Below are 14996 nucleotides of genomic sequence, written 5' to 3' on the forward strand. Positions count from 1 at the left end.
GGGTTATTCATAACTGGAGTGAGGCATTTCCACGCAGGAGCGGTTACGGCCGGCTTGCTTGGCCCGGTACATCGCATGATCAGCCCTCGAGAGCAGCGTGTGCAAGGTGTCATCGGTCTGCAGGGTGGTCAGGCCGATGCTCACGGTCAGCTGCAAGGCCTTATCGTTGTAGGCATAACGCTGTTGCTCGACATGCTGACGAATTTTCTCGGCGACCATCAGACCGGTCTCACCGTCAGTGTCCTTGAGTAGCACGATAAATTCCTCCCCGCCCCAACGACAGACGATGTCGGAGTGTCGCAGGCAACTCTCCAGATCCCGTGCAAAGCCGATCAGCACCTGATCGCCGGCAAGGTGACCGTAGGTGTCGTTCAAGGTCTTGAAGTGGTCCAGATCCAGCAGCAATGCGGTCAGCGGTTTGGGCTCGCGCTGGGCTTCGTGCATGGCTTGCGCCGCCAACAGATCGAAACCGCGGCGGTTCGGCAACTCAGTCAGGCTGTCGAGGATCGCCTGGGCCTGGATCTTGCCCTGATAGCGCTTGATCACCCGGTTGAGCAGGGCTAGCACAATCAGCGTGACGATCAGGCAGATCAACAGGTTGAGGTACAGCGACTGGCGGATTTCACTGAGGGCGCCGTCTTCGCGTTTGTCGACGAACAAGTACCAGTTCAGCTCCGGAATGAAACGCACATTGAGGAAATGTCCCTGGCCCCGGACGGAATATTCGTAGCTGCCGCTGTGGGGCTTGGGCAGCTGACTGACGAGACTTTTCATACTGTCGAGTTCGCCGAGACTCTGCCCTATCTTCGCGCCTTGCGGGCCGCCCTCGGCCCCGGTGAGCACCAGGCGTCCGAAGTTGTCGACGAAGTACACGCTGCGCTGGTAGCGCTGCTGGTATTTGTCGATCAGCTTGATCACCGCATCGACCGTCAGACCGACACCCGCGGCGCCGATGAAACGGTTGTTGTAGTCGTAGACCTTGTAGTTGATGAAGAAGGTCAGGTTGTCCTTGTTGGCAAGGTCCGGGTCGACATTGATCTCGTAGGGATCGGCCATGTCTCGTACGCGGAAATACCACGCATCGCGGGGTTCAGTGACTTTGACCTGTTTGAGTACGCCTTTGGCGTGGTAGTAGGTGAGGCTGGTGTTGGAGACGAAAAATGCGGTGTAGGCGCCGTAGTGGGTCATGACCTCGTTGAGGTAGCGGGTCATTTTTTCGGGATCTTGCTCGCCGTTTACCACCCAGTCACGCATGAAGGTGTCGCGGGACATCATCGAGGAAATCAGGATCGGTCTGACGAGGTCTTTCTGGATTTCCGAGTAGACCGTGTCCGACGTCAGCGGCAGTTCGGTGTTGATGATGCTGTCGCGTATCGACGCTCGCGAGGCGTAGTAACTGAGGAAGGATGTGGCGAGAAAGCCTGCTCCCAGCAACGCGATCAGCGTGAGGACCAACGAACGTTGCGAATACAGCGGCGAGCGAAGCGGCATGACGATTCCGTTGGCAGTGACCCGGTGGCAGGCATTCTAATGGCACCACCGGGAAATAACTGCTGCATTTGTGGGGGGAATGGTGTCAGGTAGGGCCACCCCTCACCCCAGCCCTCTCCCCACGGGGGAGAGGGGGAAAGGGGGCCGATCTCCATGCTTCTCAAACCTGAGTTCGACTTCGAAATTTCAGGTCGCAGCATTTCGTTCAAGCACCTCGGTCAGTCCCCTCTCCCTACGGGCGGTCCGACGTTTCGGGAGGGTTAGGGTGAGGGCGCGATTCCGGCTCAGACACGAGTCTCAAGATACGCACGCCATCCACCAAGGTGACTAATGTCCACTGCCCCCTCCAACCCATACGCCTCACAAATAAACCCACTCTCCCAACGGCCATCCGCCAATTGCACCTTGCCCAATCCCAGCGGTGCCGGTATCCCGGTCAAAAACGAACCCAACTCACGGCTCGGCAGTTCCCAAACCTCCACGGCAATCGCCACACCCCCATCCTTCACACGAACCATCCCGGGGCGAAACGGTGGACCACCGGCCAAGGCATACAGTTGATAGTCCGGCGAGCTGAACGTCGTCTCGACCAGTCGAGCCCCGCGCTGCTTGAGCTGCCAATTCAGCGCCAACCCATCCAGATGCGCACCACACACCACCAACCGCGCCCGGTCATTACGCGCGGCAGCCGTCGGCGCAGGCGCGAGCAAACCTTGCTGGCGCTGCAACGCATCCGCCACACCCAATAAATACTGATCAGTGAATGCCCGTCCGAACAACGTCACGCCCCAAGGCAAACCATTACCCATGAAACCGCTGGGCACGGCGACGGCGGCGTAATCGAGCAGGTTCATGAAGTTGGTGTAGTAGCCCAGTTCCGAATTGCGCAGCACCGGTTCGGCGTCCAGTTCCGCCAGCGTGACGGGGCGGCCGAGGGTGGGTGTGAGCACGCAGTCGAGGCCGTCCAGCGCCTGGTCGCACAGGGCTTTCAGGGCTTGAAGCCGGTACTGGGCGCGGAAGGTTTGCACGCCGTTCACCGCTGGCGCCTTGGCCAGCACCGCGCGAATCACTGGCAGTACAGCTTCAGGATTTTGCTCCATCAATTCGCCGGCGACGCTGTAGCGCTCAGCCACCCACGGCCCTTCATAGAGCAACCGCGCCGCTTCAAGGAACGGCGACAAATCCAGTTCTACAGCTTCACCGCCCAAAGCCTTGAGCTGATCGATGGCATCACCAAACAACAGCGGGCCTTCAGGGCAGCCGAAGAACTCCAGATCCTGAGCACGCGGCACGCCAAAGCGGAAGGGGCGAGGCGCACCAAACGCCGAGCCGTCATTCCACAACGGATTGCTACGGCTGTATTCATCGCGGGGATCAAGGTGCGCAGTGAGCGCGAGCAACTGACTGGCTTCCCGAGCAGTCGCGGTGAACGTGGTCACGCAATCGAGGGTGCGGCAGGCCGGAACCACACCGGCCGTTGAGATCAACCCTTTGCTGGCTTTCAACCCCACCAGATTGTTCAGCGCCGCCGGCACACGCCCGGAACCCGCCGTGTCCGTGCCCAGGGAAAAACTCGCCACGCCGAGCGCCACCGCCAGTGAAGAGCCGGCGCTGGAACCGCCCGACGGATACTCCGGCAACACGCTGTTCGGGCACGCGCCATACGGTGAGCGACTGCCATTAAGCCCGGTGGCGAATTGATCAAGATTGGTCTTGCCCAACGGAATCGCCCCCAGCGCCAGCAATTGCTCGACGACGGTCGCCGAACGCTCCGGCACGTAGGCAAATGCAGGGCACGCCGCGGTCGTCGGAATGCCCGCCAGGTCGATGTTGTCCTTGATCGCGAACGGCACGCCGTACAGCGGCAGGCTTTCGATATCGTGACCGTCGAGTGCGGCGAGGTACGGTTCCAGTTCTTCAACACTGAGCAAGTGGATGAACAGGTGATAATCCGGGTTCAGCGCCGCGGCTTTATCGTGCAGGTTCAGCAGCAGTTGCCGAGGTGTGATGTTGCCGACGCGATAAGCGCCGCGCAGGGCGTCGAGTTGCAGATTGATGTTCATGGCGTTAATCCTTTTCAAAATGGGTTCACTCAAGTTCCAGCACCACGACGCGCTGTCCGGCGCGCACTGCCGAACCCGGTTGCACGCGAATCTCGCGTACCACACCGGCCATGGGTGCGAGCACTGGGATTTCCATCTTCATCGACTCCAGAATCACCAGCACATCACCCGCGGCAACCCGGCTGCCGGTTTCAACCTGAACCTGCCAAAGGTTGCCGGCGATGTGGCTGTCGACGCTCTGTTGACCGCTGGCCAGCGGTGCGTCCTCGGTCACTTCCGGGACCCGTTCTTCGCTATCGAAATGCGCCTGGCCACTGGCGATCCAGCGCTCGCGCTCGGCGTTGAACGCGCCTTTTTGCTGATCGCGAAACGCGGCAATGCTCTCGGCTTCCTTCGTCAGGAAGGCTTGGTAATCCGCCAGATTCAGCTGACTGTGCTCGATGTTCAGATCGAAGCGCCCGAGTGGGAAATCCCGTCGAATGCGCAGCAATTCATCGGCACTGACCGGGTAGAAACGGATCTGGTCAAAGAAGCGCAGCAACCACGGTTTGCCATCGAATACGGCGACCTCGCGATAGCGATTCCACATCTGCAAAGTGCGGCCGACGAACTGATAACCGCCAGGGCCTTCCATGCCGTACACGCACAGGTAAGCACCACCGATGCCCACCGAGTTTTCTGCGGTCCAGGTGCGGGCCGGGTTGTATTTGGTGGTCACCAAACGATGACGCGGATCGAGTGGCGTGGCGACCGGTGCACCGAGGTAGACGTCGCCCAGGCCCATCACCAGGTAGCTGGCGTCGAACACCGTGCGCTGCACTTCGTCGAGGTTTGGCAGGTCGTTGATGCGGCGGATGAACTCCAGATTGCTTGGGCACCACGGGGCGTCCTTGCGCACGGTGGTCATGTATTTTTCGATCGCCAACTGGCAGGCCGGGTCGTCCCAGGACAGCGGCAGATGAACGATGCGCGAGGGCACTTGCAGGTCCTTGGCGGCGCACACGGCGTCCCATTCGCCGGCAACGATGCCGAGCAGATCGGCCAGCGGCAGTTGTTCGGGTTGGTAGTGCACTTGCAGCGAGCGGATGCCCGGTGTCAGGTCGATAACGCCGTGCAGGTTTTGGCTTTCCAGTGCTTGCATCAAGGCGTGGGCGCGGAAGCGCAGGACCAGGTCAAGTTCGGGTGCACCGATTTCAAGCAGCAGATGAGTGTCGCCTGACAGTCTCGCAACCAGCCGCGTATTCCCCTGACCCAAATCCAACACCACGGGCGACACAATCCCCTGTGGGAGCGGGCTTGCTCGCGAAGAGGCCGTGTCAGTCGACATTGATGTACCTGACATACCGCTTTCGCGAGCAAGCCCGCTCCCACAGGGGGTATTCCATTTCAGGGCGAGGTTGCGGGCGGTCTTGAGATCGACCGGGAGGAACTGCACTTTGTCCCCAGCCTTGAGCTGGCCCAGCTGCCAAAGATCCGCCTCGATCACCGTCACCGGGCAGACAAACCCGCCGAGGCTAGGGCCGTCGGGACCGAGGATTACCGGCATGTCACCGGTGAAATCCACCGCACCGATGGCGTACGGATTGTCATGGATATTCGACGGATGCAGACCCGCCTCGCCACCATCGGCACGCACCCATTCAGGCTTCGGTCCGATCAACCGCACACCGGTTCGGCTGGAGTTGAAATGTACTTCCCACTGGGTGGCGAAGAAGGTGCCGATGTAGTTTTCGGTGAAGTATTCCGGTGCGCCATGAGGGCCGTAGATCACCCGAATCTGCCGCAGAACGGGCAACTCGGTGACCTGTTCTTCAGCCAGTTGTTGACCGGCGCAGCGGTCGTTCAAAGCAGGGAGATGCAACACGTCGCCCGCCCGCAATGCACGCCCGCCATGCCCACCAAACTGGCCGAGGGTGAAGGTGCTTTTGCTGCCCAGATAATCCGGAACTTGCAGGCCACCACGTAGGCACAGATAGCTGCGGGCGCCTGCTCCGGCAATCGTGCCGAGGCTCAACGTCGCCCCCGCCGGAACCAGCAGCGCGGTGTTCATCGGCACGGCTTCACCGTTCAGCGTCAATGGAATCACCGCACCTGTGACCGCCACAACCGCATCGCAATTGAAGCGCAGCAACGGCCCGCTCATGGTGATTTCCAGCGCCGCGGCACCTTCGTCGTTGCCCAGCAGACGATTGCCCGAACGCAACGCGCGACTGTCCATCGGCCCCGACGGCGGCACGCCCACGGCCCAGTAACCGAGGCGACCGGGATAGTCCTGAACGCTGGTCTGAGTGCCCGCGCTGAGCACTTCAAACGTGTTGGCCTGATACACCAAACCTTCCAGGCAACGGGTCCACGGCTGACCGCTGGCGAAGGGCGCATCGAGCAAAATCTGCCGCAAATAATCACGGTTGGTTTCCACCCCATAGAGCAGGCTGTCGCCCAATGCCTGATGCAAATCGGCAGCGGCTTCTTCGCGGGTCGGCGCCCAACTGATGACCTTGGCGATCATCGGATCGAAGTACGGTGGGATCTCGCAACCGGCCTCGACCCACGTGTCGATGCGCAGGTGTTTGCCATCGGCGGCGGGGAAGTTCACGGCGGTCAGCAACCCTGGGCTCGGCTGAAAATCGCGCCCCGGATCTTCGGCATAAAGCCGTGCCTGAATCGCATGGCCGCAGGCTTTCAAGCCTTGGCTCAACGTGCTCAACGGAGGCAAATCCCCGGCCGCCAGTTCGACCATCCAACGCACCAGATCCACGCCCCAGACTTGCTCGGTGACGCCGTGCTCCACCTGCAAACGGGTGTTCACTTCGAGAAAGTAGAAACGCTGAGCCTCGCTGTCGAAGACGAATTCAACGGTGCCGGCGCTGCGGTAGTTCACCGCTTTCGCCAGTTTGATCGCCGCCGCACACAGCTCTTCAGCCATTCCCTCGGGGAGGTTCGGCGCCGGGGTTTCTTCGAGGACTTTCTGGTTGCGCCGCTGCACCGAGCAGTCGCGCACGCCGAGGGCAATCACTTCGCCCCGGCCGTCGCCGAACACCTGGACTTCCAGATGACGGGCGCGCTGGATGTATTTCTCGATGAACACTCCGGCGTCGCTGAAGTTGTTCTGGCCGAGGCGTTTGACGGCCTCAAAGGACTCGCTCAATTCGGCAGCGCTGCGGCACACGCGCATGCCGATGCCGCCACCGCCGGCGGTGCTTTTGAGCATCACCGGGTAGCCGACTTGTTCGCCGGCAATCAGCGCCGCGTCGAGGCTGTCGAGCAACTCGGTGCCTTCGAGCATCGGTACGCCGTGTCGCTTGGCCAAGGCGCGCGCGGTGTGCTTGAGGCCGAACACTCGCAGCTGCTCTGGCGTCGGGCCGATGAAGGCGATGTTGGCGGCTTCGCAGGCCTCGGCGAACGCGGCGTTTTCCGAGAGAAAACCATAGCCGGGATGGATCGCCGTGGCGCCCGTGGATTTGGCGATGGCGAGGATTTTTTCGACGGCCAGATAGGTGCCGGCGGCTGCGCCTTCACCGAGGCTGTGGGCTTCGTTGGCTTGCAAAATGTGCAGGCTGGCGGCATCGGCTTCGGAATACACGGCGACGCCTTTGACCTGCAATTCACGCAGGGTGCGCAGGATGCGGCAGGCAATGGCGCCACGGTTGGCAATCAGGACTTTTTCGAACATGGCATAACCCCTGGAGGCGATAGCGCATCAGCCTCGACCTGGGATGCGGGCCGTCCCGCAGTTTTTCGATAAGCGCCAGGGTCGTCCCCGACGGCAGAATCAGTTCACTCCAAAACACCACCGAACCCCTGTGGGAGCGGGCTTGCTCGCGAAGACGGAGTGTCAGTCGACATTAATGTTGAATGTGACGGCCCCTTCGCGAGCAAGCCCGCTCCCACAGGTTTCAGTGGTGTTTTGGCTGTTTGAGGCACTGGCCTGAACGGGCCTGGCACAGGGTGAATAACCATCTACGCAACCGCACGAATTTCAGTTCCATACCAGCAGCTCCGCAGGTGTGGGGTTGTAGGCGTTGCACGGGTTGTTCAGTTGAGGGCAGTTGGAGATCAGTACGATCACGTCCATCTCGGCCCGCAGGTCGACGTACTTGCCCGGCGCCGAAATGCCGTCTTCAAACGTCAGCCGGCCATCCGCCGTGACCGGCACGTTCATGAAGAAGTTGATGTTCGGCCCGATGTCGCCCTTGCCCAGTCGTCCATCGTGAACGCAGGCGCGCAGGTAGTTGTCGCGACAGCTGTGCATATAGCGTTTCTCCAGCGCATAACGCACGGTGTTGCTCTCTTGTGCACAAGCGCCGCCGAGGGTGTCGTGACGGCCGCAGGTGTCGGCGACGATGGTCAACATCGGTTTGCCGAGGTTGGAATAGAGCACGCTGCCGGTGCTCAGGTAGACGCTGTTCTGCCGGCGCAACGTACGTTGCACGTCATAGCGTTCCTTCGGATTGGCAACGCTGTAGAACAAGGTGTCGACGGCCTGATTGCCTTCCAGGTCGAGGATGCGCAAGGTCTGGCCGGCCTTGACCTCCATCAGCCACGGTTCGCCGGCCGGGATGGTGGCGCGGTAGACCGCGGTTTCGGGCAACTGTTGAGCAGTAGCGAATGCAAGTGACATGGCAGCGATCCTCAGGCGAACAGACGGTCGGTGTTGATGAAGCCGCGCTCGTTTTCCGGGCGCGAGGTGCGGCAGTGTTCGGCGACGCTGGCGTCGGCGTTCATCCAGCTCAACTTCAATGGTTTCGGTGCGTATTCAGGCGAAGGGTCCATCGGATGTTGCAGGGCGGTGAGCACCACCAGCGTGTCCATCGGCGCATACAACTCGATGTAGTCACCGGCCTTGGAGTTGCCTTCGACAAAGTGGAAATGCCCGGCCTCATCGACGTTCACGCGGCTGAACAGATTGAGCGTCATCAGCAAATCGGACAGGCCCAACCCCCACTTGCCCAACTCCACCAACAGGTTGTCGGTGCCGTTGCGGAAGAAGCCGTTGCGCAGTTCCTGATAGCGGCCCTGACCGTATTTTTCTGCGACCTCTTCAGCGCAGAGCACACCACCGAGGCTGTCGCTCCAGCCGCAAGTGTCGGCAGTGATCGCCGCCAGCACGCGGCCCATGTCCGAATACAGGCAATGGCCGGTGGTGAGTTTGGCGGTGTGTTGGCATTTGAGGCTGTCGGGCAGGTTCAGGCGTTCGGTTTTTTCATTGGCGTTGAGCAGCGTCAGGCTGACGTTGGCGCCACCGCGCAGGTCGGTCAGGCGCAGCAATTGGCCGCGCTTCAAGACGAAGGAGCGATGGCCGCCGCCGGGGAGCATTTCTTCGGCGAAGGGCGGGAACAGTTGGGTCGAATCAGTCATATGAAAATCCTCTTAAGCGGTACGAAGCGTGCCTGCCAGCTCAGCCGGCAAGGCGTCGACGGCGGCGCGATGGGCGCGGCGGTCGCTGTTCAAAGGGATGTCGTAGGTGATGCGTGCGCCATAGGCGCCGGGGGCATGCGGGTCGACGCGGACCTTGTCGAACACCAACAGGCGCGTGCCGAGGCTGAAGCCTTCGGACAGGTCGTGGGTGACCATGAACACCGTCAGTTGCGTCTCGCGCCACAGTTCCAGCAGCAGACCGTGCATGTCCTTGCGGATGCCTGGATCGAGGGCGCCGAATGGCTCGTCGAGCAGCAACACCCGAGGCTTCATGATCAGCGCCTGGGCAATCGCCAGTCGTTGTTGCATGCCGCCGGAAAGCTGCGCCGGGTACTTGTCCAGCGAGTGGCCGAGGCCGACTTTGTGTAGCAGCACTGAGGCTTGTTCGCGTGCGTCTTTTTTAGCGCTGCCGAACAAGCGTCCGAGCAGAGGCGAACGTGGCAGTTCGAGACCGAGGGCGACGTTGTCCAGCACAGTCAGGTGCGGGAACACCGAGTAGCGCTGGAACACCACGCCACGGCTGGCATCCGGCTCGCCGGCCAAGGCCTGGCCATCCAGCAGAATCTCGCCGCGACTGGCGCGCTCCTGCCCGAGCAGCAGCCGCAGGAAGGTCGACTTGCCGCAACCCGATGCACCAACCAAGGTGCAAAACTCACCTTCGTTAACGCTCAGGTTCAGCCCTTCTAGCACCACCTGATCAGCGTATTTCTGCCAGACGTTTCTTACCGTGATGAAGCTCATGCCCGTACTCCTTCATACCAAGGGAAAGCACGTTGGGTCAGGCGCTTGAGACCCCAGTCCATCAGCCAGGCGAGGAGGGTGATCCAGATCACGTACGGCAGAATCACGTCCATCGCCAGATAGCGACGCACCAGGAAAATCCGGTAACCGAGGCCGTCGGTGGAGGCGATGGCTTCGGCGGCGATCAGGAACAACCACGCCGAACCGAGCATCAGCCGCAGCGAGATCAACAAGCGTGGCAACAGTTGCGGCAGCACCACGCGCAGCATCAGCGTCCAGGTCGAAGCGCCGAGGGTCTGGGCCTTGATCAGCAGCTCCACGGGAATTTCCCGGGCGCGTTGCTCCAGATCGCGAGCAAGACACGGAGTGATGCCGATCACGATCAGCATCACTTTCGACAATTCCCCCAGACCGAACACGATGAACAGAATCGGCAGAATCGCCAGCGGCGGCACCATCGAAAGCACCGTCAGCAACGGCGACAACGGCGCGCCAAACAGCGGCAGGGTACCGGCGGCGATGCCCAGGCACAGCCCGGCCAGCGCACTGATGCCGAGGCCGATGGCCAGGCGTCGCAGGCTGGACGCGGTGTCTTGCCACAACAGGTATTCACCGGTGCGGGTGTCGGCGGTGAACGCCAGGCGTTTCACCGCGTCGGTCATCTGCACGGCGCTCGGCAGCAGCTTGTCATTGGGGTTGTCCGTCAGCCGCTCGGCCGAGCCCATGAAGTAGGCGAACAGCACCAGGGCGAACGGCAGGATCACCAACAGCAGGCGACTTGGACGATCCGGGTAGCGATTGATCAGGCGCATGGCCAGGTCCTCCTGATTACAGCTTGGCGTCGGCGGCCATCTGCACGTAGGTCGGGTCGAAGCGCAGCTTGAGGTTGGTCTTGTCGCCGCTGGTCACGCCGTTGGCGAACGCCATGCCGACCGCGCTGGTGTCCTTGGCGCCTTCACCCAGCAAGCCGTGCTGGAACGAGAACTCGGCGACTTTGCGCATGGTTTCCGGCAGTTGCTTGCTGGTGGAGAACGCCAGGGCTTCTTTGGGTGTGGCGAACAATTTGGTGGTGTCCAGTTGCGACTGGAAACCAGCCAGATCGGTGCCGGAAGCTTTGGCCATGTGTTCGAGCGCGGTTTTGCTGGCGGCGTTTTTGGCGTTCATCAACTCCACCACTTCGAACCAGGCGCCGGTCAGCGCTTTGCCCAGGGCCGGGTTGTCTTTGAGGGTCGATGAGTTGACCACCATCATGTCCATGATTTCGCCGGGGATCTGGCTGGAGTTGAACACTTCGGTCACTGCAGGCTTGGCCTTGATGTCCGAAAGCATCGGGTTCCAGGTGGTGACAGCGTTGACCTGATCGGTGTTGAAGGCCGCCGAGATGTCGGCGTCGGAGGTGTTGACCACTTTCAGGTCTTTCTCGGTGAGATCGACCGAATCCAGCGCCCTGGCCAGCAGGTAGTGGGAGACAGAGAGCTCCACCAGATTGACGTCCATGCCTTTGAGGTCGGTGACTTTCTTGCCGTCGCCCTTGAGCACGATGCCGTCGTTGCCGTTGGAGAAATCGCTGACGATCAGCGCGGTGCTGTCGACGCCACCGGCCGCCGGAATGGTCAGCGCATCCATGTTGGTCATGGTGCAGCCATCGAACTGGCCGGCGGTGTATTGGTTGATGGATTCGACGTAGTCATTGAGCTGCACGACATCGATCTTGATGCCGTACTTCTTCGCCCATTTGTCGACGATGCCTTGGCTGCCGGCGTACTCCCACGGCATCCAACCGGCGTAGATGGTCCAGCAGACGCTGAAGTGGTCTTTTTGTGCGGCCTGGGACGAGACGCTCACGAAGGCTGCGAATGCAGCGGCGAGCAGGGCGGGTAAACGAAGCTTGAGCATGGTGGTTCTCCAGTTGATCAAGGGCGGGCAGGAGTCAACGCGGCACCGTGAACGGTGGCTTGTCTCCCGGGCTTTTATCCCGCCGTGTAACCTCAACTGGAGGTCGCCAACTCTCGGACCAGCCACTCGCCTTAGCGAGCCGGAACCCTAGTCAGCCATTGCAAATTGTGGTGCCGCGAACCTGTGATGACTCCTGCACGTCTTTGCTAAAGCGAGAGCCGTGCCAAGTCGGCTTGAGCGCTCTAGCGTGGGCGATTACGCAATTGACGCGTTGGGGAGAGATGGCGGCGTTGCCTTGTGATGGTGCATGGGTGCACCGCAATGGATCGGGTCGGCCGCTGATCTGAAGGTCCAGGCGGCTCGGCACTCGGCGCAGCATTGCCAGTCAAAACAGGTGTCAGCCGGCCTGTTCCGGTTGTGGGTCTTTCAGGAGGCCGCCATGTTTCGTCGACTGTTGTTCGCTATGGTTCTCGGTCTGGGGCTGTCCGGCTGCTATTACTACGCCGGTGGCTACGATGTGTACTCCGAGCCTTATTACTACCCCGGCTATTCACCCTATTCCTACTATTACGGACCGCGCTATTACTCCGGACCGCGCTTTTATGGTGGCTATCGCTACTACTATTGGGGCGGGCACGGGCCACGTCATTACGGTGGTGGATATCGCGGTGGCCACCATTAATCAGCGGGTGAATGGATGAAAAACCTTTCATCGGCGACTTGTTTCAATCTGTTTCAGGAACGCACCAGATTTGGAAAACGATGTCTGATCTTTCGACAGTCACCGAATAATTGACTGTCGCCTGCCAGCGTCGCTGGTGTGGCTCACTCGCGGTCCAGGAGGCCGCCATGTATCTGCGAATTCTTCTGATTGCTGTATTGGGATTGTCTCTTGGTGCATGCGTGCCCTATTCCGATGGAGGAGCCAGCTACTACAGTTCCGAGGTCTATACCTCGCCAGCCTATTATGACGGCGGACCTTACTATGCAGGCGGCGGCGGTTATTACACGCAACCACGCCGGTACTACGCACCGCCAGCTCGGTACTACCAGCCAACGCCGCGGTATTACTACCAACCGCGGGTTTATCAACCGGCACCACGCTATTACCAGTCGTCACCACGAGCCGATTACCGGGCTCATCAGAATCGCGGCTGGGATGGCCATAACCGTGGCGGTTGGGACGGCCGTAACCGCGGTGGATACAACGACTATCGCGGCGGCCATGGCGGACGCGACAACCGTGGCGAAAGGGGCTACCACAACGGTCGCGGCGATCACGATGGCCGAGGCGGCCACCGTTAAACACTCGTAAAAAAAGCGGCGCATGAAGCGCCGCTTTTTTATGCCCGGATTTCAGTATTCCTACAGATCGGCCAGAGGATGCCGGCCTTCCCAGGCCTTGTGGAAATGCGCTTCTACCACTGCATCCGGCAGGTTATTGATGTCTGGCCAGTGCCAATGCGGTTTTTGATCCTTGTCGATCAACCGTGCGCGCACGCCTTCGCTGAACTCAGGATGACGGCAACAGTTGAGGCTTATGGTGTATTCCATCTGAAAGACTTGCGCCAGCGACATGTGCCGGGCACGGGCGATCTGCTCCCACACCAGATGAGCGGTCAGGGGCGAGCCTTCGCTCATGGTTTTCGCGGCACGGCTGAGCAGCAGATCCGTGTTGTCGCGCAGCTGGCTGATGGCCTTCCAGGCGCAGCGCACGTCACTGACATCCAGCAGCTCATCGATCTGCTGGCGTCGCGGTAACCACTGGGCTTCGGGCATTTGCGCGATGGCTTCCTGCTGCAGGGCTTTGAGCAGGCTGTTCAGCTGCATCGGCGTCTGTTCCTGCCAGTTCAACTGCAGCAGGCCTTCCATCAGCTCTTCCTGCTGTTCATCGAGCAGGAAACGGTCGGCCAGGTCGAGATCGATCGCATCGCGACCGTTTATATGGGCGCCGGTCAGGCCGAGAAACAATCCGAGCTTGCCGGGCAGACGCGACAGAAACCAACTGGCCCCGACATCCGGGTACAAACCGATACTGATCTCTGGCATCGCCAGGCGGCTGCTCGGCGTGACAATCCGGATGCCCGCCCCTTGCAGCAGCCCCATGCCGCCGCCGAGCACATAGCCATGCCCCCAGCAGATCAGCGGTTTAGGGTAAGTGTGCAGATTGAAGTCCAGGCGATATTCCGCCGCAAAGAAATGCGCGGCCAGCGGCGGCACTTCGCCGGGATGGGCGCGACAGGCTTCCACCAGGCTGCGGACTTCGCCACCGGCGCAAAAGGCTTTGGTGCCGTTGCCGCGCAACACGACGCAGACGATTTGCGGTTCTTTGGCCCAGACGTCCAGTTGATCGCGCAAGGCGTTGATCATCGGCAAGGACAGGGCATTGAGGGACTTTTCGGCATCCAGGCTGGCGACTCCGATGCGTGCGCCGTCGGTGCCAGTGAGTTCTTCGAAGTGCAGATTCATCGTGACCTCGATCGGGAATTTGAGCGTTCAGTATGATCGCTGTACAGGAAAGTGCCGGATCTGCGTCAGATCAATTGACAAGCGTGATGGGCTTTCCTAGGGTTCGCCCCATTGTTTTTGCCGGATGTAACCATGACTGCTGACGACCGTATCAAACTCGAACCGAGCTGGAAGGAGGCACTGCGTGCCGAATTCGACCAGCCCTACATGGCAGAGTTGCGCGACTTCCTGCAAGAGGAGCGCGCGGCAGGCAAGGAAATCTACCCTCCGGGACCGATGATTTTCAACGCGCTCAATTCGACGCCGCTGGATAAAGTCAAAGTCGTCATCCTCGGCCAGGACCCGTATCACGGTCCGGGACAGGCCCATGGCTTGTGCTTCTCGGTGCAACCAGGCGTACCGGCACCGCCGTCGCTGGTGAACATCTATAAGGAGTTGAAACGCGACCTGAACATCGACATCCCGACCCACGGTTGCCTGCAAAGCTGGGCCGACCAGGGCGTGCTGATGATCAACACCACCATGACCGTGGAACGCGCCAACGCCAACGCCCATGCGGGCAAAGGCTGGCAGCACTTTACCGATCGGATTATCGAAGTGGTCAGCGAACACCAGCCACATCTGGTGTTCCTGCTGTGGGGCGCGCATGCCCAGAGCAAGCAGAAACTGATCGATGCCACCAAACACCTGGTGCTGACCTCGGTGCATCCGTCACCGTTGTCCGCCTATCGTGGCTTCCTCGGGTGCGGGCACTTCAGTCGAACCAACAAGTTTCTGGAACAGAATGGCGAAACGCCGATCGAATGGCGGTTGCCACCAGTTTGATGCGCAGACCGGGAGGGTCCCTTCGCGAGCAAGCCCGCTCCCACACTGGATCTCTGTGAACACTCTATTTGTGATCACCAGAGATCCAGTGTG

General features: G+C 60.6%; 12 protein-coding genes and 1 riboswitch. Of the genes, 3 read left to right on the forward strand and 9 right to left on the reverse strand.

Going from position 1 to position 14996, the window contains the following annotated elements:
* Positions 1-3 precede the first annotated feature (3 nt).
* The 8 genes from KGB23_RS25070 to KGB23_RS25105 all read right to left on the reverse strand — a co-directional run bounded on the left by KGB23_RS25070 (position 4) and on the right by KGB23_RS25105 (position 11609).
* Positions 4-1491: a diguanylate cyclase gene (locus KGB23_RS25070; RefSeq protein ID WP_223432984.1), complete on the reverse strand. Its 1488-nt coding sequence runs from the start codon at positions 1489-1491 to the stop codon at positions 4-6.
* Positions 1492-1775: 284 nt separating this feature from the next.
* Positions 1776-3554: an allophanate hydrolase gene (gene atzF / locus KGB23_RS25075; protein ID WP_223432985.1), complete on the reverse strand. Its 1779-nt coding sequence runs from the start codon at positions 3552-3554 to the stop codon at positions 1776-1778.
* Positions 3555-3579: 25 nt separating this feature from the next.
* The gene (gene uca / locus KGB23_RS25080; RefSeq protein ID WP_223432986.1) at positions 3580-7227 is read right to left on the reverse strand and encodes an urea carboxylase; all 3648 of its coding nucleotides are present in this window, start codon (positions 7225-7227) and stop codon (positions 3580-3582) included.
* Positions 7228-7533: 306 nt separating this feature from the next.
* The gene (locus tag KGB23_RS25085) at positions 7534-8175 is read right to left on the reverse strand and encodes an urea amidolyase associated protein UAAP2 (protein ID WP_223432987.1); all 642 of its coding nucleotides are present in this window, start codon (positions 8173-8175) and stop codon (positions 7534-7536) included.
* Between the two features lie 11 nt (positions 8176-8186).
* On the reverse strand, positions 8187-8912 hold the full coding sequence (locus KGB23_RS25090; RefSeq protein ID WP_223432988.1) for an urea amidolyase associated protein UAAP1: 726 nt from the start codon (positions 8910-8912) through the stop codon (positions 8187-8189).
* A 12-nt stretch (positions 8913-8924) separates the two neighbouring features.
* Positions 8925-9713 carry an ABC transporter ATP-binding protein gene (locus KGB23_RS25095; RefSeq protein WP_223432989.1) on the reverse strand — a complete coding sequence of 263 codons (789 nt, stop codon included), beginning with the start codon at positions 9711-9713 and terminating at the stop codon, positions 8925-8927.
* A complete protein-coding gene (locus KGB23_RS25100) occupies positions 9710-10525 on the reverse strand; it encodes an ABC transporter permease (RefSeq protein WP_223432990.1) in 816 nt (271 codons plus the stop codon). The genes KGB23_RS25095 and KGB23_RS25100 overlap by 4 nt, the downstream gene beginning before the upstream one ends.
* Positions 10526-10541: 16 nt before the next feature.
* Positions 10542-11609 carry a putative urea ABC transporter substrate-binding protein gene (locus tag KGB23_RS25105; protein ID WP_223432991.1) on the reverse strand — a complete coding sequence of 356 codons (1068 nt, stop codon included), beginning with the start codon at positions 11607-11609 and terminating at the stop codon, positions 10542-10544.
* Between the two features lie 61 nt (positions 11610-11670).
* Positions 11671-11771, reverse strand: a riboswitch (guanidine-I (ykkC/yxkD leader).
* 277 nt (positions 11772-12048) lie between these two features.
* Here KGB23_RS25105 and KGB23_RS25110 point away from each other — a divergent pair.
* Positions 12049-12291: a hypothetical protein gene (locus tag KGB23_RS25110; protein WP_150654960.1), complete on the forward strand. Its 243-nt coding sequence runs from the start codon at positions 12049-12051 to the stop codon at positions 12289-12291.
* Positions 12292-12458: 167 nt separating this feature from the next.
* Entirely contained in the window at positions 12459-12914 is a 456-nt protein-coding gene (locus KGB23_RS25115; RefSeq protein ID WP_223432992.1) for a hypothetical protein, read from the forward strand.
* Positions 12915-12974: 60 nt separating this feature from the next.
* Here the strand turns inward: KGB23_RS25115 and KGB23_RS25120 are convergent, their stop codons facing one another.
* Entirely contained in the window at positions 12975-14078 is a 1104-nt protein-coding gene (locus tag KGB23_RS25120) for an enoyl-CoA hydratase/isomerase family protein (protein WP_223432993.1), read from the reverse strand.
* A gap of 132 nt (positions 14079-14210) precedes the next feature.
* On the opposite strand from KGB23_RS25120, the gene ung reads away from it, so the two are divergent.
* Entirely contained in the window at positions 14211-14903 is a 693-nt protein-coding gene (gene ung, locus KGB23_RS25125) for a uracil-DNA glycosylase (protein WP_134097792.1), read from the forward strand.
* The last annotated feature ends 93 nt before the right edge of the window (positions 14904-14996 follow it).

The organism is Pseudomonas sp. GL-B-26 (genome assembly GCF_019947405.1).
Lineage (GTDB): Bacteria > Pseudomonadota > Gammaproteobacteria > Pseudomonadales > Pseudomonadaceae > Aquipseudomonas.